Source organism: Streptodolium elevatio, from assembly GCF_053592165.1.
The window spans coordinates 111017-131306 of the sequence record NZ_JBSFVE010000011.1; the positions used below are offsets into that span (position 1 = coordinate 111017).

The 20290-nt window shown below is 71.5% G+C and carries 15 protein-coding genes; 8 read left to right on the forward strand and 7 right to left on the reverse strand.

Annotation, left to right across the window (positions count from 1 at the left end):
* Positions 1-25: 25 nt before the first annotated feature.
* Positions 26-1264 carry an amidohydrolase family protein gene (locus tag ACWD12_RS21040; RefSeq protein ID WP_450100785.1) on the forward strand — a complete coding sequence of 413 codons (1239 nt, stop codon included), beginning with the start codon at positions 26-28 and terminating at the stop codon, positions 1262-1264.
* Between the two features lie 68 nt (positions 1265-1332).
* On the opposite strand, the gene ACWD12_RS21045 is transcribed toward ACWD12_RS21040, so the two are convergent.
* From ACWD12_RS21045 to ACWD12_RS21065, 5 genes are all read right to left on the reverse strand, one after another.
* Positions 1333-2313, reverse strand: coding sequence for an aldo/keto reductase (locus ACWD12_RS21045; RefSeq protein ID WP_450100786.1), 981 nt, complete (start codon positions 2311-2313; stop codon positions 1333-1335).
* Between the two features lie 109 nt (positions 2314-2422).
* Positions 2423-3292, reverse strand: coding sequence for an alpha/beta fold hydrolase (locus ACWD12_RS21050; protein WP_450100787.1), 870 nt, complete (start codon positions 3290-3292; stop codon positions 2423-2425).
* A gap of 764 nt (positions 3293-4056) precedes the next feature.
* Positions 4057-4923 (reverse strand): enoyl-CoA hydratase/isomerase family protein, encoded by an 867-nt coding sequence (locus ACWD12_RS21055; RefSeq protein ID WP_450100788.1) that lies wholly within the window; start codon positions 4921-4923, stop codon positions 4057-4059.
* A 45-nt stretch (positions 4924-4968) separates the two neighbouring features.
* The gene (thrS, locus tag ACWD12_RS21060; RefSeq protein WP_450100789.1) at positions 4969-6255 is read right to left on the reverse strand and encodes a threonine--tRNA ligase; all 1287 of its coding nucleotides are present in this window, start codon (positions 6253-6255) and stop codon (positions 4969-4971) included.
* A gap of 234 nt (positions 6256-6489) precedes the next feature.
* Positions 6490-8106 carry a class I adenylate-forming enzyme family protein gene (locus ACWD12_RS21065; protein ID WP_450100790.1) on the reverse strand — a complete coding sequence of 539 codons (1617 nt, stop codon included), beginning with the start codon at positions 8104-8106 and terminating at the stop codon, positions 6490-6492.
* Between the two features lie 186 nt (positions 8107-8292).
* Here ACWD12_RS21065 and ACWD12_RS21070 point away from each other — a divergent pair, with 186 nt between their 5' ends.
* The 5 genes from ACWD12_RS21070 (at position 8293) to ACWD12_RS21090 (ending at position 14940) form a co-directional block, all read left to right on the forward strand.
* Positions 8293-10011: an FAD-dependent oxidoreductase gene (locus tag ACWD12_RS21070; protein WP_450100791.1), complete on the forward strand. Its 1719-nt coding sequence runs from the start codon at positions 8293-8295 to the stop codon at positions 10009-10011.
* A gap of 337 nt (positions 10012-10348) precedes the next feature.
* Positions 10349-11431: a sugar ABC transporter substrate-binding protein gene (locus tag ACWD12_RS21075; protein ID WP_450100792.1), complete on the forward strand. Its 1083-nt coding sequence runs from the start codon at positions 10349-10351 to the stop codon at positions 11429-11431.
* Between the two features lie 130 nt (positions 11432-11561).
* On the forward strand, positions 11562-12434 hold the full coding sequence (locus ACWD12_RS21080; protein ID WP_358355165.1) for an ATP-binding cassette domain-containing protein: 873 nt from the start codon (positions 11562-11564) through the stop codon (positions 12432-12434).
* A 9-nt stretch (positions 12435-12443) separates the two neighbouring features.
* On the forward strand, positions 12444-13703 hold the full coding sequence (locus tag ACWD12_RS21085) for a sugar ABC transporter permease (protein WP_450100793.1): 1260 nt from the start codon (positions 12444-12446) through the stop codon (positions 13701-13703).
* Between the two features lie 52 nt (positions 13704-13755).
* Positions 13756-14940: an ROK family protein gene (locus tag ACWD12_RS21090; RefSeq protein WP_450100794.1), complete on the forward strand. Its 1185-nt coding sequence runs from the start codon at positions 13756-13758 to the stop codon at positions 14938-14940.
* A gap of 340 nt (positions 14941-15280) precedes the next feature.
* Here ACWD12_RS21090 and ACWD12_RS21095 read toward each other — a convergent pair whose 3' ends face one another.
* Together ACWD12_RS21095 and cysD are read right to left on the reverse strand one after the other, a co-directional pair.
* Positions 15281-16579, reverse strand: a complete 1299-nt coding sequence (locus ACWD12_RS21095; RefSeq protein WP_450100795.1) for a sulfate adenylyltransferase subunit 1 — start codon at positions 16577-16579, stop codon at positions 15281-15283.
* A 2-nt stretch (positions 16580-16581) separates the two neighbouring features.
* Positions 16582-17487: a sulfate adenylyltransferase subunit CysD gene (gene cysD, locus ACWD12_RS21100; protein WP_450100796.1), complete on the reverse strand. Its 906-nt coding sequence runs from the start codon at positions 17485-17487 to the stop codon at positions 16582-16584.
* Positions 17488-17739: 252 nt separating this feature from the next.
* Here cysD and ACWD12_RS21105 point away from each other — a divergent pair, with 252 nt between their 5' ends.
* Both ACWD12_RS21105 and ACWD12_RS21110 read left to right on the forward strand, forming a co-directional pair.
* On the forward strand, positions 17740-19176 hold the full coding sequence (locus ACWD12_RS21105) for a hypothetical protein (RefSeq protein WP_450100797.1): 1437 nt from the start codon (positions 17740-17742) through the stop codon (positions 19174-19176).
* 9 nt (positions 19177-19185) lie between these two features.
* A complete protein-coding gene (locus ACWD12_RS21110; protein ID WP_450100798.1) occupies positions 19186-20136 on the forward strand; it encodes a glutamate ABC transporter substrate-binding protein in 951 nt (316 codons plus the stop codon).
* The last annotated feature ends 154 nt before the right edge of the window (positions 20137-20290 follow it).

Genomic DNA, 20290 nt, shown 5'->3' on the forward strand with positions numbered 1-20290 from the left:
GGCACCGAGCACAGGAGGCAGCACCGTGACCCAGGCGAACCCCGCCGGTCCCACCCCGGCGGTCGAGGAGATGCCGCTGATCATCTCCGTCGACGACCACGTGCTCGAACCCCGGACCCTGTGGTGGGACCAACTGCCCGCCGGAGTGCGCGAGCGCGGCCCGCGCGTGGTGCGGGAAAAGGTGAAGCTGGAGTTTTCCGGCGGCAACTACGGGTTCCAGCGCGACGTGCCCGACGGCCTGTGGTGCGACGTGTGGGTCTACGACGACCTCGTCTTCCCCACCGGACTGCTGCACGCCCCGGCCGGCTTCCCCGAGGACGAGGTCTCCAACGTCCCGGCCATCTACGAGGACTTCCGCCCCGGCGTGTACGACCAGGCCGCACGCCTCGCCGACATGGACGTCAACCACGTCGAGGCCGCCGTCAACTTCCCCAACACCTTCCCGCGGTTCTGCGGCCAGGGCTTCGCCGAGCGCGGCGACAAGGAACTCGCGTACCGCTGCATACGCATCTACAACGACTGGATGATCGACGACTGGTCCGGTGGCGCAGGCCGCGGCCGCCTGCTCCCGCTGACGCTGGTACCGCTGTGGGACCCGGAGCTGGCCGCCGCCGAGGTGCGGCGGTGCGCGGCGAAGGGCTCGTACGCCATCGCGTTCTCCGAGAACCCCAGCCGCCTCGGCTTCGCGTCCATGCACTCGGGCGCGTGGGACCCGCTGTGGGAGGCGTGCCAGGAGACCGGCACCGTCGTCACGATGCACATCGGCTCGTCGTCGCACATGCCGAGCACGTCCCCGGACGCGCCCCTCGCGGTCAGCATGGCGCTCAGCTCGCAGAACGCGCAGGGCTCGCTGATGGACTGGATCTTCTCCGGCACGCTCGCGCGCTTCCCGGCGCTGACCGTCGCCTACGCGGAGAGCCAGGTCGGCTGGATGCCCTACCTGCTCGAACGTGCCGACCTCGTATGGCGCGACGGTGTCGGCGGCGTCGACCTGCCCCAGCCGCCGAGCACCTACGTGCCCGGCCGCGTCTACGGATGCGTGTTCGACGACCAGCACGGCCTGATCTCGCGCGAGGCCGTCGGCATGGGCAACATCGTCTTCGAGACGGACTACCCCCACTCGGACGGCACATGGCCGCACTCCCGCGAGGTCGCGCACCGACTGTGCGCGAACGCGGGGATGGACGCCGACGACACCTACCGGTTCCTGCGCGGGAACGCGATCAAGGCCTTCGGCCTGGAGCGCTTCGGCATCGCGAAGTAAGGTCCGAGCCCCCGCGCCCAAACCGGCTCCGGCGGGGTGCTCGCCGGGCGGGGTGCGGGTGACGGGGGTCAGACCCAGGTGGGCGTGTGCCCGCCGGCGTACCGCGCGCCGAAGCCGCCGTCCGGGAGGATGTCGTGGACCGCGGCGAGGTCGGCCTCGGTCAGCGTGACATCGGCCGCCGCTACGTTCTCCTCGATCCGTGCCGCCGAGCGGGTGCCGGGGATGGGGACGATGTGCTCGCTCTGCGCGAGCAGCCAGGACAGGGCCAGTTGGGGGACGGTGATGCCCTTGGCCGCGGCGAACTCGCCCAGCCGCTCGACGGCCTTGACATTCCTCTCGAAGTTGCCGGGCTGCCAGCGCGGGTCGGTGTTGCGCATGTCGGTGGCGTCGTACTCGCCGGCAGGCTTCGCGGTGCCGGTGATGAAGCCGCGCCCGAGAGGGGAGTACGCGACGAAACCGACGCCCAGCTCGTCCAGGGTCGCGAACAGCTGCTCGGCGTCCCGCTCGAACAGCGAGTACTCGGTCTGCAGGACGGACACCGGCTGGACGGCGTGGGCGCGCCGGATCGTCTGCGGCCCGGCCTCGCTGAGGCCGAAGTACCTGACCTTGCCCGCGTCGATCAGCTCCTTGACGGCCCCGGCGACGTCCTCGATCGGCACGTCGGGGTCGACGCGGTGCTGGTAGAGGACGTCGATGTGGTCGGTACCGAGGTGGCGCAGGCTGTTCTCGGCGACCCTGCGGATGTTCTCCGGGCGGCTGTCGAAGGCACCGAGCTGCCCGGTCGACAGGTCGAAGCCGAACTTGGTCGCCAGGACCACGTCGTCGCGGAAGTCCTTGACGGCCCGCCCGACCAGGATCTCGTTGGAGCCGGTGCCGAGGCCGTACAACTCGGCGGTGTCGAAGAAGTCGACGCCCAGGTCGTACGCGCGCCGGATGGCGGCCAGGCCCGCCTGCTCGTCGGAGGGGCCGTACGCCATCGTCAGGCCCATCGCCCCGTAGCCGATCGCCGAGACCTCCAGGCCCTGGGCGCCGAGTGTCCTGTGCTGCATGCCGCGCTCCCGTCGTCGAACCGAACCGTCGGGTACGACATTAGGGTGCGCACCTCGCCGTCTCCGGGCAGGAACGCGCCGCGGCCGCCGACTCCACCCGTGCGGACACTCACGGCTCCGCGTGCCCGGTCCGCCGGATGAAGTCGAGCACGAGGGACGCGACTTCGGGGGCGTGTGTCTCCAGCAGCAAGTGGCCGCCGTCGAAGACGTGGGACTCCATACGCGGCAGGTCCCGCATCCACGACAGGGTCTCGGCGATGTCGAAGAACGCGTCGTGCCTTCCCCAGACCATCAGGGCCGGGGGCTGCCGGGCGGCGAGGTACTCGCCGATGGCGTCGAAGCGCTCGACGTGGTGGGCGTAGTCCGCGATGAGCGCCCGCTGGGTCGCCAGCCGTCCCGGCAGGCACATCACCCGCCAATCCTCCTCCCACTCCCGGCCCTTGATGCGCGCGGCCACGTCCGGGGGCACGTTCGCGACGTACTGAGCCCGCGTGCCCTCCAACGTCAGATGCGCGGTGGCCGCCGCCTCGTTGTCGGGGGTGGGGTGCGACCAGAAGGCCTGCGTCTCGAGCCATTCCGGACCGAGGCCGCTTCGGTGGGCGTTGGCGTTCTGGACGACGAGGCCGAGGACCTGGTCCGGTTCCCGCATTGCGAGGTGGAATCCCACCGGCGCGCCGAAGTCGTGGAGGTAGATGTGGCGGGGGCCGACCTTGAGGCGGTCCAGCAACTCGGCAACGGCGTGGCCGAAGGCGGTGAACGACGGGGCCGGCAGGACGTCGGACTCCCCGAAGCCGGGCAGGTCGGGCGCGATGACGTAGGAGGCCTCGGCCAGTTCGGGCACGACGTCGCGGAACGTGCGTGCGGAGGTCGGGAATCCGTGCAGCAAGAGCAGCGCCGGATCCGACGGTTCACCGGCGGTGATGTACGACAACTCGGTGCCTCCGGACAGCCGCAGCCGCCGCCGGGTCGCCTGGCGCATATCGGGCCTCCTCCCGCACTGTCGGTTCCGTCGTTGATGCCACCGTTGATTTCACCGTCGATCCGCCTGACCCCGCGTTGTGGCGACCCTTACCGTGACGAGCAGGACGAAACGTGTTCGCAGGGCAACCGGTGCTGGGGAGGTGGGCCGTCGGCAAGAACCGGGGGTGCACGGGCAAGAGGCGGCACGCCACCCGCGCCGCGGCGGAGGACCACTTATGGGCGCTCAGACGCTTCGGAGGCATCCGCCTGCATGTGTACAAGTGCGTCCACTGCGGAGGGTGGCATGTCGGCCACAAACCGCGCGGCCGCAGGTAGCCCGTGGTGTCATCTTGTGCGACGCGGCGAACCGGGGGCGCCGCGGCGGCGGATCGGGGGCTCCGGGCGCCGGGTCGGATGCGATCTGACCGGGGCTCGGGGCCCGGCGCAATCCGGGCGGGACTCATGTGCGTCAAACCGCCGGAACCGGGCAGCCGCCGGTCACGGGCGTTGATCGCCCGTGACGCTGCACGCTGCCTCCAAGGGGTCGGGAGACCGCCGGAGGCCGGAGGAAGGCAGGCACGACCATGACGATCCCGTACCCCGTCGAGCCGGACACCCGCCCGCCCGCACCCTCGCCGCTGCCCGACCCGGACCCGGTGCTGCCCGACCCGGAGCCGCAGCCGCCCCCGCATCCCGGCCCGCTGCCGGACCCGGCCCCGGACCCGAGGCCGGACCCGTCGCCGGAGCCGGAGCCGCTGCCCTCCGGGGCCGTGGTGCTGCCGTTCAGGCGCCCGCGGGAGCCGGGCCGTCCGCGCCCGCACGGACGACGGCATCGATGACCGAGGCCCACCGCTCCGGGTCGGCCTCGGCCTCGCGCGTCTGACCGCCGGCCGCGAGGAAGGCCGCCATCGGCCCGAGGTGCGCCCCTGCGCCCAACAAGGCGTCCAGGGCGCGCGTCTCGGCCAGCAGAGCGCCCTCGGGGTCGCGCCCGGCGACCTCCACGACCTGCTTCACCGCGGCCACGGACGCGGGTGGCATCGCCGCGATACGGCGGGCCACCGCGCGTACCCGCTCGGCGAGTTCGCCGGCCTCCACGACGTCCTGGAGCCAGCCCAGCGCGTACGCCTCCGCCGCCCGCACGTCGCGGCCGGTGAGCAGGACGTCCAGCGTCCGGGCGCGCCCCAGCACCTGCGGCAGCCGTGCCGTCGCCCCCGAGCCCGGCAGGATGCCCAGCGCGACTTCGGGCCAGCCGATCACCGACCGCCCGGTGCCGTACCGCAGGTCCAGGGCGGTGAGGAACTCCGCCCCGCCGCCGCGCGCCGCGCCGTCGAGCGCGCCGACGGTGACGTAACGCGCCCGGCGCAGCCGGTCCAGCGCCGCCGCGGCGACGTTGGGGCGCCCGGCCGGGGGCCGCTCGCCCGCCGGGACGCGGGTCAGCGCCGCGACGTCGCCGTGCATCAGGAAGAAGTCCGGGTCCGCGCTCTCCCAGACGACGGCGCGCACGCCGCGATCCGCGTCGAGGCGGTCCAGGAGGCGTACGAGCGCACCGAAGAACACCGCGTCGACGAGTTGGTGCGGCGGGTTGTCGACCGTCACCACCACGACCCCCGGCGTACTGTCGGCGGCCACTCGCAGTATGTCCCGGCCCATACGGTCCTCCTCGGAGTCGGGGCGATCAGGATCCGTCGCGGTCGCTCAGGAACCGCCGTGAGAATCCCACAGATCGGTGCAACAGGCACCGACGGAAGCCGCGATACGCGACAGGGCCTCGTCGACGGGCAGCGGGTCGAGGCGTCGCCCGTCGCGCAGCCGCAGAGCCACTTCGCCGTTCGCCGCCTCCTTCGGCCCGACGACGGCCTGGTACGGCACGAGCCGCGCCTCGCGCACCCGCGCGCCCAGGCTGCCGCGCACCGGATCGGCGACCTCGGCACGCAGCCCCAGCTCCGCGCAGCGCCGGACGACCGCCTCGGCGACAGGCAGTTCGGTGTCGGAGACGGGCAACACCGCGATCTGCCGCGGCGCCAGCCATGCCGGGAAGGCGCCGCCGTGCCGCTCGACGAGGTACGCCACCGCGCGCTCGACACTGCCGATGATGCTGCGGTGCACCATGACCGGCCGGTGCCGGCCCCCGTCGCGCCCGACGTACTCGAGGCCGAACTGCTCCGGCTGGTGGAAGTCGACCTGCACGGTGGACAGGGTCGACTCGCGCCCGGCGCCGTCGGCCACCTGGACGTCGATCTTCGGGCCGTAGAACGCGGCCTCGCCCTCGGCCCGTTCGTACTCCAGTCCGGCACGCTCCAGGACCTCGGTGAGCAACGCGGTCGAACGGTCCCACAGTTCGGGCGCCGCGACGTACTTCCCACCCGGCCCGGGCAGCGAAAGGCGGTGGCGTGCCGGGACGATGCCCATCGCCTCGTACGCCCGGCCGATCATCGCCAGCGCTTCGGCCGCTTCGTCGGCCACCTGCTCGATGGTGCAGAAGATGTGCGCGTCGTTCAGCTGGATGGCCCGGACCCGGGTCAACCCGCCCAGCACGCCCGACAGTTCTGCCCGGTACATGCCGCCGAGCTCGGCCATTCGCAGCGGCAGATCGCGGTAACTGCGGCCACGGGAGCGGTAGATGAGTGCGTGATGCGGACACAGGCTCGGCCGCAGCACGACCTGCTCACCGCCGAGGTCCATGGGTGGGAACATGTCGTCGCTGTAGTGCGACCAGTGGCCCGAGATCTCGTACAGCTCGCGTTTGCCGAGCACCGGCGAGTACACGTGGCGGTAGCCGGCCCGGCGCTCCTCGCCGCGGATGTACTCCTCGAGAGCGTGGCGCACCACGGCGCCGTCGGGCAGCCAGTACGGCAGCCCCGCGCCGATCAGGGGGTCGGTGTCGAACAGGTCCAGTTCGCGGCCGAGTCGGCGGTGGTCGTGCACGGCGGTCTCCTCGCAGTCGCGGGACCCCCGGGACCACAAGCCGAAGCCCCGGGGCACTTGCCCCGGGGCTTCGGAATGGTCGTCATTCAGCGCGCCGGGACACTCTCCGGCGTCGTCGTACTCAATGCGGCGCGCTTCATGCTCCGCACGCTAGCAGAGACCGACGCGCGGCCCCGCCTCATTTTCGGTGCGCCTCGCGGGGTGCCTGGTGGGCGCCTTTCGGGGCGCCCTTTGTGTGGTGCCCCTTGTGGTGCCCTTCGTGGCGCCCTTTGTGGTGCCCGAGCGCCCGGCTCACACCGGGGGACGCTCGTCGGCCATTTCCCGCAGCCGCTTCTTGAGGATCTTGTCGAGCGTGCCTAGCGGGAACGCGTCGACGCAGTACACCGCGCGCGGCACCTTGTAGTCGGACAGGCGCGTACGGCACAGCTCCAGGATGTTCTTCTCCAGCTCGTCCGGCTCCGGCGCCCCCGCCGCCCGGATCACGAACGCGACCACGACCTCGTCGAGGAAGTCGTGCTTCTTGCCGACCACCGCCACGGATCCGACACCCGGCACGGTGCCGACGACGTCCTCGACCTCGCGCGCCGAGACGTTCTCGCCGCCGACCTTGAGCAGGTCCTTGTCGCGCTCGCGGTAGAAGATGTTGCCGCCGGCGCCCAGCACGACCATGTCGCCGGTGCGGAACCAGTCGCCCACGAAGGCCTTCTCGGTGGCCTCGGCGTTGCCGTAGTACTCCAGGAACAACTGCACGCCGCGCTCGCCGCGCAGCCACAGCTCGCCGACCTCGCCCTCCGCGCAGGCGCGGCCGGTGTCGGGGTCGACGACGACGAACCCGTAGCCGGGCGCCGGGCGGCCCATCGACCTGGCCGGCAGATACTCCGACGGTTTGCCGGTGACCGCGTGGGTGACGGTCTCGGTCATGCCGAAGGCGGCGTACACCTTCACCCCGAGCATGCTGTCGAGGGCGGCGGCCACCTGGCCGAAGACGCCGACCCGCAGCTTCGACGCCGGGCGGTCCCTGGCGGCCAGCGTGCCCATCGCGAACGGCATCAGGGAGATGTGCGTGATCTCGTGGCGGACCACGACGTCCCAGAAGCGGCTGGTGGACCACTTCGGCATGAGCACCGCGGTCGCGCCGACGCCCAGGACCGAGAAGAACGACCAGCTCTGCGCGTTGACGTGGAAGAACGGCAGGTAGATCAGGTAGCGGTCGTCCGGACCGAGGTCGATGCTGCGGGGGCCCGACCGGCTGGCCCAGATGGCGTTGGCGTGCGTGTGCACGACACCCTTGGGGCGGCTGGTCGTTCCGGACGTGAACATGATCCCGAACGGCAGCATCGGCTCGATCGGGCGCTCCGGCAGCGCGTCGGCGTCGCCGTACAGCGCGTCGAAGGCCAGCGTGCGGTCGCCGCCGCCTGCCGCGTCGTCCTCCGCCCCGTCGCGCTCGGCGCCGATCACCGCGGTCCAGGCCAGTTCGGCGCCGGACTCCGCCAGCGCCTCGGTGAAGCGCGGCTGCGTGACCGCCGCCACGCTGCCCGTCTGCGCCGCGAAGTACGCGATCTCGCTCGGCGTCGCCCGCGTGTTGGTGGTCACCGCGACCGCGCCGACGGTCGCGCAGGCGAGCCACGCGAGGACCATCTCGGGGCAGTTCTCGGAGTGCACGAGGACCTTGTCGCCGCGCCCGATGCCGCGGCCGACCAGTCCGGCGGCGACCCGCCGGGTGTCACGCAGCAGTTCGGCGTACGTCCAGCTGCGCACGGAACCCTCGGCCGGCTCCCACACCAGCGCGGGGTGCTCGGGACGGTGCTCGGCCCAGTGCCGCAGCAGCCAGGGGATGTCCTGGCCGTGCACCTGGTGCCCGTCGGGCGTCCCAATCGTCCCGGCGTCGGCGATAGTCCCCACGGTCACGTGATCACGCCCTCCTCGGCAATCTCCCCGGCGATCCCCGGCCGGCGGATCGGCCGGCAGGCCGTCGGACCGGCCATCGGAACGATAGGCGTGGTCATTGACAGCGTCAAGGAATAGGTGCGGGTGCCTCTGGAACCTTGCGGCGATCTCCCATTTGATGCGCATGACCGACCTCAGGAGGAAGTCATGGCATCCACCGCAGCCGGAACGCCCGAGACCCCCGACACCGCCGGCATCCAGGGAGGCGCGCCGGCTCCTGAAGAAGGCTGGGACCGTACCGTGGACGTCGTCGTCCTGGGCACCGGGGCCGCCGGCTTGTCCGCGGCCACCCTCGCGGCCGACGGCGGAGCGCAGGTGCTGGTCCTGGAGAAGGCCGCGATGATCGGCGGCACCACCGGGGTCTCCGGCGGCATGCCGTGGGTGCCGTGCAACCACCACCTCGCCGACGTCGACGAGACCGATTCGCGCGACGAGGCGCTGGCGTACATCCGCCGCCTCACGATGGGGCGCGAGCCGGACCCGGCGCTCGTGGAGACGTACGTCGACACCGCCGCCGAGATGGTCGCGTACCTCGAAGCGCACACGCCGGTCCGCTTCGCGGCGCCGCCGACCTTCTCCGACTACTACGCCGACCAGGTCGGCGGCAAGCGGCGCGGCCGGTCGCTGGAGGTGGAGCCCTTCGACGCGCGCACCGAACTGGGGGACTGGGCACCGAAGTTGCGCACCAGCCCGTTCATGCCTCGGCTGACCATGGCGGAAGGCGCCAAGTTCGGCACGCCGGACGCGCCCGACCTGTCCATCCTCGCCGAACGCGAGGCCAAGGACATCCGGGTGCTCGGCCCCGGACTGGTCGCGATGCTCTTCAAGGGCCTGCTCGACCGCGGCGTGCCGGTGCTCGACCAGTCGCCGGCGCGCGAACTGGTCACCGGGCCGGACGGATCGGTGCTCGGCGTCGTCGCCGAGACGGCCGCCGGGCCGCTGCGCGTCCGCGCCCGGGGCGGCGTCGTGCTGGCGTGCGGCGGCTTCGAGTGGAACCCGGACATGGTGCGGGCGTTCGTGGGGCGGGATGTGGTGCCGCTGAGCCCGCCGTACAACGAGGGCGACGGGCACCGCATGGCGATGGCGCTCGGCGCGCGGATGGCCAACATGAACCAGGTATGGGGCCAGCCGGCGGTCACCGACCCCGGCGTGGTCTACGAGGGCCGTCAGCTCTACCAGTACGAGACGCTGCGCAACCTGGCCGGGACCCTGATGGTGAACCGGCACGGGCGGCGCTTCACCAACGAGGGCGTGACGTACAACGACATGACGAAGGCGTTCGCGGCCTTCGACCCGGTCGCCATCGACTACCCGAACCAGGGCCCCGTGTGGCTGGTCTTCGACCAGAAGCTGCGCGACCGCACCCCGATCCTGTCCGTCATGCCGGGCCAGGCTGCGCCCGACTGGCTCGCGAACTCCCCGACGCTGCGGGGACTTGCGGAGCTCGTCGGGATCGACGCCGACGCGCTGGAGGAGACCGTCGCGCGCTTCAACGAGCACGCGGACGCGGGCGCCGACCCGGACTTCGCGCGCGGCACGGTGTGGTGGGAGAACTTCATGGGCAGCGGCGGCAACCCGCGCGTCAACCTCGGGCCGGTGCGGAAGGGACCGTTCTACGCACTGCCGATCCACGACGGCGTGCTCGGCACCAACGGCGGCCCGCTCGTCGACGCCGATGCGCGCGTACGCCGCTGGGACGGCGGGGTTGTCGAAGGCCTGTACGCGGCCGGCAACGCGGCGGCGAACGTCTTCGGGCCCATGTACCCCGGCGGCGGCGCGACCATCGGACCGGCGCTGACCTTCGGCTACCTCGCGGGCCGCCACGCGGCCGCCCGGGCCGGGCGCGGTGCCCGACGCGGTGCCTGACGCGGCACCGCGCTGCGGCGTGCCTAATTTGGGCTGGCCAGCAACATAACCGGTAAACACCTGCGCGACCGTCCGGAAGGAGTCGTCCGAGACCTGCCGAGCCAGTCCTCGCCAACAACCCAGCGTTGCCTGATTGTTGCCAAGTTGACCGCAGGGCGGGGTGGCGAGGGCTGGTTTCTCGCGCCCGGAGCCAATACGTTGTCGCAAGCAACATAAGGCGGACGGGCCGATCCTGCGGGCCCCCGTACGCAGTACGCCGCCACGCCTGCTTCGCACAGTCCGACGTTCCACCCTCACCCGTGCCGCGCCGAACCGGCACGTCCAGAAGGGACGTTGCATGATGCGCAAAAGACTCTTGGCCGCCGCGCTGCTCCTGACCGCCGCACCCGTCCTGACGGCGTGCGGCGACGACTCGGACTCCGGCAGCGACAAACCGAAGATCGGCGTCATCCTGCCCGACAGCAAGACGTCCGCCCGGTGGGAGACCGCCGACCGGCGCTATCTGAGCGAGGCGTTCGAGGCCGCGGGTGTCGACTACGACATCCAGAACGCCCAGGACGACAAAGCCCAGTTCCAGACCATCGCCGACCAGATGATCACCAACGGCGTCGACGTCCTGGTCATCGTCAACCTCGACAGCGGCACCGGCAAGGCGGTGCTCGACAAGGCCAAGTCCCAGGGCGTCGCGACGATCGACTACGACCGCCTCACCCTGGGCGGCAGCGCGCAGTACTACGTGAGCTTCGACAACGTGAAGGTCGGCACGTTGCTCGGCGAGGGCCTGGTCAAGTGCCTCACCGACATGAACGCCGCCAAGCCGGTCGTCGCGCAACTGCACGGCGGGCCCACCGACAACAACGCCACCCTGCTCAAGCAGGGCTACGACGCGGCCCTCAAGCCGAAGTTCGACGCCGGCGAGTACGTCAAGGGCCCCGACCAGTCGGTGCCCGGCTGGAGCAACACCGAGGCCGTCACCATCTTCGAGCAGATGCTCGTGCAGCGCCCGGACATCGGCGGCGTCGTCGCGGCCAACGACGGCCTCGCCAACTCCGCCATCTCCATCCTGAAGAAGCAGAAGCTCAACGGCCGCGTGCCGGTCACCGGGCAGGACGCCACCACCCAGGGCCTGCAGAACGTCCTGCTGGGCGACCAGTGCATGACCGTCTACAAGCCGATCAAGCAGGAGGCGGACGCCGCCGCGCAGTTGGCCATCGCCCTTGCCAAGGGTGAGAAGCCCCCGGCCCCCGCCACCGTGCGCGACCCCGAGGGCAACCGCGACGTCCCGTCCGTGCTGCTGGAACCGCAGTCGATCTTCAAGGCGAACGTCAAGCACGTAGTGGACGACGGCTTCGTGACCAAGCAGGAGCTGTGCACCGCAGGGGAGTTCGCCGCCAAGTGCACCGAAGCCGGCATCACCTGACCGCACCACGCCCCCACGTCCGACGAAGCCCCGTGAACGGCAAGACGGTTCCACGGCATCGGCCCGGTGCCGCAGGATGGTGCCCGCCCGCGGCACCGGGCCGACGGAAACCCGCGAGGAGGATCCGCTTGTGTCAGCAGTGTCATCAGGTCCACCCGGCTCCCCGCTCCCGATCCTCGAACTCCGCGGCGTCAACAAGAGCTTCGGTCCGGTGCACGTGCTGCGCGATGTCGGCCTGACCGTCATGCCGGGGGAGGTGACCGCCCTCGTCGGGGACAACGGCGCGGGCAAGTCGACCCTCGTCAAGTGCATCGGCGGCATCTACGGCACCGACTCGGGGACCTACCTCTTCGAGGGATCCGAGGTGAAGGTCGACAGCCCCAGAGACGCCGCGGCGCTCGGCGTCGAGATCGTCTACCAGGACCTCGCGCTGTGCGACAACCTCGACATCGTGCAGAACATGTTCCTGGGCCGCGAGATCACCCGGCGCATGGTGCTGGACGACGCCACGATGGAGCAGATGGCCGCGGAGACACTGGCGGGCCTGTCGGTGCGTACGGTCGCCTCGGTCCGCCAACGGGTCGCGAGCCTGTCCGGCGGGCAGCGCCAAACCGTCGCCATCGCCAAGGCCGTCCTGTGGAACAGCAAGGTCGTCGTCCTCGACGAACCCACCGCGGCCCTCGGCGTCGCACAGACCGCCCAGGTGCTCGAACTGGTGCGCAGGCTCGCCGACAACGGCCTCGCGGTGCTGCTCGTGTCGCACAACATGAACGACGTGTTCGCCGTCGCGGACCGCATCGCCGTGCTCTACCTCGGCCGCATGACCGCCCAGGTCCGCACCTGCGACGTCACGCACTCGCAGGTCGTCGAGCTCATCACCACCGGACGCGGCGCCTCGCTGCACGACCCCTCCGGCGAACCCGGCGGCATCCCGGACACCCCGCGCGCCGACCCGGGGCACCCCGACCCGAAACACTCCGACCCGCCCCCGTCGAGAAAGTAGGGCCCTCGCATGACGACCAGCACGCTGGGCACGGCCGCCGGTGCCGGGGCCGCACCGTCGTCGCCCGTAGCCGCGCACGTGCGGGACTACCTCGCGCGCCTGCGCGGCGGCGACATGGGCGTCCTGCCCGCGCTGTTCGGCCTGTTCGCACTGTGCACGGCCTTCTCGATCATGCGCCCGCGGTTCCTGACCGCGGGGAACTTCGCGAACCTGTTCACCCAGGGCGCCGCCGTGACGGTCATCGCCATGGGCCTCATCTTCGTGCTGGTGCTCGGCGAGATCGACCTCTCGGCCGGCTTCGCCAGCGGCGTGTGCGCGGCGGTCTGCGCCACCCTGATGGACCGTCACGGGACGCCCTGGTACCTCGCGGTCGGCGCGGCACTGCTGACCGGCCTGGTCATCGGCCTCACCATCGGCGTGCTGGTGGCGAAACTCGGGATCCCGTCCTTCGTCGTGACCCTCGGCGGATTCCTGGCCTTCCAGGGCGTCCTGCTGATGATCGTGCAGAACGGCAAGAACGTGCCGGTGCGCGACAGCACGATCCTCGCGATCGCCAACAAGAACGTCGCGCCGTGGCTGGGGTGGCTCATCGCCGGCGCCGCGGTCGCCGCGTACGCCGCCGTGCAACTCGCCTGGGCGCGCGGCCGCGTGCGGCGCGGCCTGGCCACCGTCCCGGCAGCCGTCGCGGCGTTCCGGATCGGCGTCCTCGCGGCGATCCTGGGCGGCGGCGTGTACGTGCTCAACCTGGAGCGCAGCCGCAACGCCGCGATCGTCTCGCTCAAGGGCGTGCCGATCGTGGTGCCGATCCTCGCGGTCCTGCTGGTGGCGGGCACGTTCGTGCTGCGGCGCACCGCGTACGGCCTCAGCCTCTACGCCGTCGGCGGCAACCGCGAGGCCGCCCGCCGGGCCGGCATCAACGTCGACCTGGTGCGCATATCGGCGTTCGTCATCTGCTCCACCCTGGCCGCGGTCGGCGGGATCGTCGCCGCATCCCGGGCCAACTCCGTCGATCCCAACACCGGCGGAAGCAACGTCCTGCTCTACGCGGTGGGCGCCGCGGTGATCGGCGGCACGAGCCTCTTCGGCGGCAAGGGCCGCCTCGTCGACGCGGTGATCGGCGGCGCGGTGGTCGCCGTGATCGACAACGGGATGGGGCTCATGGGATACAGCGCGGGCGTCAAGTACGTTGTCACCGGATCCGTGCTGCTCCTGGCGGCCGGCGTCGACGCGCTGTCACGGAAACGGGCGGAGGCCACGGGTCTGCGGTGACCCCGGGGGGAACGCCCGAGCGACGGGCAGGAAGAGACAGGACCGCAGCCGCATGCGCGCAGCACCGACCCAAGAAGACATCCGCAGACAGAACCTGGGCGCCCTGCTCCGGCGCGTCCACGTGTTCGGACCGGTATCCCGTGCGCAACTGACCGCGGGCATGGGCCTCAACCGCAGCACCATCGGCGCGCTCACGACCGACCTGACCGAGGCGGGGCTCGTCCTGGAGGAGCAGCCGCGCGACACGGGCGGGCGCGGCCGGCCCTCGCTCGTGGTGCGCGCACGGTCCCAGCGCGTGTACGTGCTCGCCTTCGGCGTCGGCGTCGACCGCCTGGTCGCGGCCCGCGTGGGCCTGGGCGGCGTGGTCCTGGACCGCCGCGAAATCGAGCGGCCGGACGGGCACTTCACCGTCGAGGACGCCGTCGACCGGCTCGCCGGATTCGGGGCCCGGCTCACCGAGGCGGCCGGGGCGGGGGCCCGCTGCGTGGGTGCCGCTGCGGCCGTACCGGCCATGGTGGACCGCGAGGCCGGGGTGCTGCACTACGGGCCGAACATCGGCTGGCGGTCCGTGCCGTTCGGGCCGATGCTCGCCGACGCGATCGGACGCCGCGTGATCCTCGGCAACGACGGCGAACTCGGTGCGCTGGGGGAGCACACGCGCGGCGTGGCGGCGGGGTACGACGACGTGGTCTACATCCACGGCGACGTCGGCATCGGCGGCGGCGTGATCGCCGCGGGCCGCCCGCTCGGCGGAGCGGACGGCTTCGCCGCCGAGATCGGGCACATGGTGGTCAACCCCGACGGGCGCGCCTGCCCGTGCGGCTCGCACGGCTGCTGGGAGACCGAGATCGGCGAGGCCGCCCTGCTGCGCGCGGCCGGCCGGGCGGGGCCTCTCGGGCGCGACGCCGTCCACGCGGTGGTCGACGCGGCGGCCCGCGGCGACAAGGACGCGGAGGAGGGGCTGCGGCGCGTCGGCAACTGGATCGGCATCGGCGTCGCCAACCTCGTCAACCTGCTCAACCCCAGGATGGTTGTCTTCGGTGGCACCTTGCGGATGGTGTATCCGGCCACCGCCGCGCAGGTCCGCAGCCGTGTCAACCGCACCGCTCTGCCGTCCCACCGCGAGCATCTGCGGCTGCGCACCTCGGCGCTGGCCGACGACGCGCCCCTGCACGGCGCCGCGGAGCTTGCCTTCGCGGCCCTGTTCGAGAACCCTTTGGAGTTCACGACCTCATGAGGCAGGTCGCCTGCGGACGCGCCGAACGCCGCGTGTCGGGCCGTCGAACACAGGCTCGAACGCGGTGGGGCCTTCGTTGTTTCGGATGGTTGGTGGGCGTGTTCGGCACCTCCGGGCGGCGGCCGACGTTCCCGAGGTATGGAAGGAACGGGCGGGAGACAGGCCGGGCAGCGTGCTACCCGCTCACCGGCCCGACCGCACAGCGCCCCCGTAGCCCCCAACGGCCCATCCAAGCTCCGCCATTGCCCCCGACGGCTCTCCCCAGTTCCGTCTCGGGGCCACCCACTGTGGACCGCCCGCTGCGCCCTCCGCTCTCCGCCCTCCGCCCTCCGCGGAGGGGTCATGGAGCGTCGTCGAGCAGCATTCCCGCCCCCACGGTGTTGTTGGTGGCTTCGTCCACGAGGATGAAGCTGCCGGTCGCGCGGTTGCGGCGGTAGGTGTCGTGGAACAGCGGGGCGGTCGTGCGCAGGGTCACGCGGCCGATGTCGTTGAGTGCCAGCGCACCGCACTCGGTGTCGCGGTGGCCGGTGTTGACGTCCAGGCGGTAGCGCACCTCGCCGACGCGGGCGCGGACCGTGCGGGTGGTGTGCTTGAGGGCGTACGTCGCGCCGGGCCGCAGGTCGGCGTCGGCGGCCAGCCAGCACACCATCGCGCGGAGGTCCTGGCCGGTGCGGGGCGGGTTGTCGGGGCGGCAGATCATGTCGCCGCGCGAGACGTCGAGGTCGTCGGTGAGGCGTACCGCCACGGACATCGGCGGGAACGCCGCGGCGACCGGGCCGTCCGGGCCGTCGATTCCGGCGATGCGGGTGGTGAAGCCCGACGGCAGCACCACGACTTCGTCGCCGGGGCGCAGGACGCCCGCCGCAACGGTGCCCGCGTAGCCGCGGTAGTCGCGGTGCTCTCCGTCGCGCGGGCGGAGCACGTACTGCACGGGGAAGCGTACGTCGACCAGGTTGCGGTCCGAGGCCACGTGCACCTCCTCCAGGTGGTGCATCAGGGAACTTCCCTCGTACCACGGCATGTTCGTGCCCCGGGTGACGATGTTGTCGCCGTTGAGCGCGGATACCGGAATGAAGATGAGGTCGGGGACGTCCAGCCGTGCGGCGAACTCCACGAACTCGGTGCGGATGGCCTCGAAGACGGCCCGGTCGTAGCCGACGAGGTCCATCTTGTTGACGCACACGACCAGGTGCGGGATACCGAGCAGCGAGGCCAGGAAGGCGTGGCGGCGCGATTGTTCGAGCAGCCCCTTGCGCGCGTCGACCAGCACCATCGCGACGTCGGCGGTGGAGGCGCCGGTGACCATGTTGCGGGTGTACTGGATGTGCCCCGGCGTGTCGGCGATGACGAACTTCCGCCGGGGCGTGGCGAAGTAGCGGTACGCGACGTCGATCGTGATGCCCTGCTCGCGCTCCGCCCGCAATCCGTCGGTGAGCAGCGACAGATCGGTGTGCGCGTTGCCGCGTCGCCGGGAGGTGTCCTCGACGGACGCGAGCTGGTCCTCGAAGATGGCCTTGGAGTCATAGAGCAGGCGTCCGATGAGCGTGGACTTGCCGTCGTCAACGGAACCGGCGGTGGCCACGCGGAGCATCTCCACGGCGGGCTCGGAGTCTGTCCGGAGCGGCTTCGTCTGCGTCATCTCTAGAAGTACCCTTCGCGCTTGCGGTCTTCCATGCCGGCCTCGGAAACCCGGTCGTCGGCGCGGGTGGCGCCGCGCTCGGTGATCCGGGTGGCGGCGATTTCGACGGCGACCTCGCGGGCGTCCGCGGCGGTCGAGCGGACCGCGCCGGTGCCGGTGGCGTCGCCGATGGTGCGGAAGCGGACGGTCTCCTCGAACGGCCGCTCGCCGTCCTGGAGGGTCACGAAGCCCGTGACGGCCAGCAGCATCCCGTCGCGCTCGAAGACGGTGCGGCGGTGCGCGTAGTAGAGCGGCGGCAGTTCGATGCCCTCGTCGGCGATGTACTGCCAGATGTCCAGCTCGGTCCAGTTGGACAGCGGGAACACCCGGATGTGCTCGCCCGGCCGGTGGCGTCCGTTGTAGAGGTTCCACAGCTCGGGCCGCTGGTTCTTGGGATCCCACTGCCCGAACTCGTCGCGGAAGCTGAACACCCGCTCCTTCGCGCGCGCCTTCTCCTCGTCGCGCCGGGCGCCCCCGAACACCGCGTCGAAGCGGTGCTTGTCGATGGCGTCGAGCAGCGTGGTGGTCTGGAGCCGGTTGCGCGAGGCGCGCGGTCCGGTCTCCTCCACGACGCGGCCGGCGTCTATGGACTCCTGCACGGACGCCACGATCAGCTGGACGCCCGCCTCGGTGGTACGGCGGTCCCGGAAGTCGATGACCTCGGGAAAATTGTGCCCGGTGTCCACGTGCATCACCGGGAACGGCGGCGGGCAGGGCGCGAAGGCCTTGACCGCGAGGTGCAGCATCACGATCGAGTCCTTGCCGCCGGAGAACAGCAGCACGGGGTTCTCGAACTCCGCCGCGACCTCGCGGATGATGTGCAGCCCCTCGGCTTCCAGCGACTTCAGGTGGGCGAGCCGGTAACTCACGGTGGGCTCCGAATCCTCGCGAGCATGGTGTTCCGGCGCCCCGTGCAGGGCGCCTGACGGTTTGTCAGCTCCGTCTAAATTAGCTTCAATCGAAGTTACTTCGCAAGAAGCTAATTGGCCCGCCCGCGCGCCTGGGCCGCAGGTCGGCGCGGCAGGTGTGAGGGAACTCCCCGGAGTGATCGGTTGACCCGCCGTACATACTTCTGCCCGGGACGCGTCGCAGCTCGTGGCGCCTGGCGCGGGGAGGGGTGCGTGGCGACGACGACTTCGGCAGGCACACAGGTCGGCACGAGCCCAGGGGTGAGCCCCGCTCCGGGCAACCGCGCGAGTACGCCCCCGGTGCGCACTGCGGGCGGCTCCACCCCGCAGGCCGACTCGCCGAGAACGCGCCTGCAACGACTGCGGCACGGGGGCTCGACCCCACCCGGACGCCTCCGCGTCGCGGGCGTCGTCCTCTGCGCCCTCGTCGTGGTCTTCGGCGCGCTCGCCGCATGGCAGGTGAACGAACGGGCCCAGGCCGCGGACCGACTGGTCTCGCACAGCGGGCCGCTGAGCCACGACGCGGCGGAGATCTACCGCTCACTGGCCGACGCCGACACCACCGCCGCGGCGGGATTCCTGCTCGGCGCGGACGAACCCCGCGCGTTGCGGGAGCGCTACGAAGGCGACCTGGCCAAGGCGTCCGAACTCCTCGTCCAGTCCGCCGCGCGCACCTCGGGATCCTCCGAGACCCAGCGCACCATCGCCGACCTGACGCGGGAACTGGCGCGCTATTCCGGTCTGGTGGAGGTCGCACGTACCAACAACCGGCAGGGATTGCCGCTCGGGGGTGCGTACCTGCGCTACGCGTCGACGCTGATGCAGGACACCGTGCTGCGCAACGCGCAGAGCCTGGTCGACTCCGAGGAGCGCCGCCTCGACGCGGACTACGACGCGGCCGAATCGTTCCCCTGGGCGGCGGCCGGTGCCGCGGTCGCGGGCCTCGGCGCGCTGGGGTGGTACCAGGTCGTGCTGTTCCGGCGTACGAACCGGGTGTTCAACCTGGGACTCGCCGGAGCGACCGCCGCGCTGTTCGCCTCGTCCTTGTGGCTCGTGGTCGGCGCGACGGGCGCGGCATCGTCGCTCGCCGACAGCCGTACGCGCGGCGCCGAGCCGTTGAGCGCGCTCAACGCGGCGCGGTTCGACGCACTCCAGGCGCACGCCGCCGAGAACCTGAACCTGGTCGCGCGCGGTTCGAGCGACACGTACAACGTGCGCTGGGATGCCGAGGTCGACTCGTTGACCCGTCCGAAGCCGGAGGGCGACACCCCGCGCGGCAGCCTGATCGTGGCCGTGGAACGTGCGCCCGACTCCGTTTCGGGTCAACTCGCCGCTGCGCAAGAGAAGTTCGCTGCGTGGCAGGACCGCCACAACGTGGCTGCCGAAAAGGAGCGCAAGGAGCGGGACTACGACGCCGCTCTCAAGGCGACCGTCACGGCCGACGGAACCGGCAGCGCCGACAGCGCCTTCAACGAGATGGACGACCTGCTCGCCGCGGCGGCGGCCACCGAGCGGCGCGAGTTCGACAACGCGGCGCGCGACGTCGACGGCGAACTGCGCCTGCTCGCCCTGGGCGTGCTGCTGCTCACGGTGCCGGCCGCGATCGGCGTGGTACGCGGCATCAACCGCCGACTCGCCGAATACCGCTAGGGGGACGGGATGAACACGCGTACCACGAGGACACGGATCGCCGCCGGCGCGGCGGTCTTGGCCGTGCTCGTCGCCGGAACCGGAAGTTCGCGCGGCGCGGACGGTCCGTCGGGAGCCTCGGGACCCGCCGCCCAGGCCTCGGCACCCGGCGCCGCGCAGGCCGAGAACTGCGACACCGCGACGAGCCTGCCTCCCGCGAAGAACGTGAACGGTGCCAAGATCCGAGAGATCCAGCAGCGCAAGAATCTGATCGTCGGCATCGACCTCAACAGCTACAACTGGGGCTACCGGGATCCGCTGGACGGCGCGATCAAGGGCTTCGACATCGATCTCGCCAAGGCCATCGCCAAGTCCATTCTGGGCGACGAGGGCAAGATCACTTTCAAGGCGGTGCCCACCGCGAAGCGCGTCGAGGCCGTAAAGAACGGCGAGGTCGACATGGTGGTGCGGACGATGACCATCACCTGCGAGCGCCTCAAGGAAGTCGACTTCTCCGCCCCGTACTTCAAGGTCAGCCAGTCGTTGGTCGTGCCGCGCGGGGGCGAGAAGCCGAAGACGGTCGCCGAGGGTGTGCACGGCAAGCGCGTGTGCGCCGCCGCGTCGTCGTCCTCGGAGACCGAACTCGCGAGCGGCAAGCACGCCACCGCCGAATTGCGCATCGTCGAGAACCAGCTCGACTGCCTCGTCCTCATGCAACTGGGCGAAATAGACGCGACGTTGGCCGACACCGTTCTCGCGCATGCCCAACTCGCCCAGGACCCGATGGTGGACATCGTGGACGAGCAGATAGTCCCGGCCTTCATGGGCATCGCCATGAGCAAGCAGGCGCCCGACCTCGTCGCGTGGGTGAACGCGGTGCTCGTCGACTACCAGGGACGCGGCTGGCAGGCGGCCTACGACAAGTGGCTCGCCGCGAGCATGGGAGCGAGGCCGGAGGACGCCGCGAAGTACCACCCCTGAGGGCCGACGGCCGGCTCCGTCACGCGCCCTGGAACGACCGGACGCGGGGGCGGGGCCGAGTACCCCGCCCGCGCGGGGGCCCGCAACCTTGGGGCACCCCCGGCCGGGGGGCGGGCCCGGGGGGGGGGGGGGGTGGGCGACCCAGCACGGCCAC

Excerpts from the sequence above, each read along its gene's own strand:
- ACWD12_RS21090 (WP_450100794.1), top strand. The coding sequence starts at position 13,756 with ATGCGCGCAGCACCGACCCAAGAAGACATCCGCAGACAGAACCTGGGC.
- ACWD12_RS21070 (WP_450100791.1), top strand. The coding sequence starts at position 8,293 with ATGGCATCCACCGCAGCCGGAACGCCCGAGACCCCCGACACCGCCGGC.
- ACWD12_RS21050 (WP_450100787.1), bottom strand. The coding sequence starts at position 3,292 with ATGCGCCAGGCGACCCGGCGGCGGCTGCGGCTGTCCGGAGGCACCGAG.
- ACWD12_RS21075 (WP_450100792.1), top strand. The coding sequence starts at position 10,349 with ATGATGCGCAAAAGACTCTTGGCCGCCGCGCTGCTCCTGACCGCCGCA.
- ACWD12_RS21055 (WP_450100788.1), bottom strand. The coding sequence starts at position 4,923 with ATGGGCCGGGACATACTGCGAGTGGCCGCCGACAGTACGCCGGGGGTC.
- ACWD12_RS21095 (WP_450100795.1), bottom strand. The coding sequence starts at position 16,579 with ATGACGCAGACGAAGCCGCTCCGGACAGACTCCGAGCCCGCCGTGGAG.
- ACWD12_RS21085 (WP_450100793.1), top strand. The coding sequence starts at position 12,444 with ATGACGACCAGCACGCTGGGCACGGCCGCCGGTGCCGGGGCCGCACCG.
- ACWD12_RS21045 (WP_450100786.1), bottom strand. The coding sequence starts at position 2,313 with ATGCAGCACAGGACACTCGGCGCCCAGGGCCTGGAGGTCTCGGCGATC.
- ACWD12_RS21110 (WP_450100798.1), top strand. The coding sequence starts at position 19,186 with ATGAACACGCGTACCACGAGGACACGGATCGCCGCCGGCGCGGCGGTC.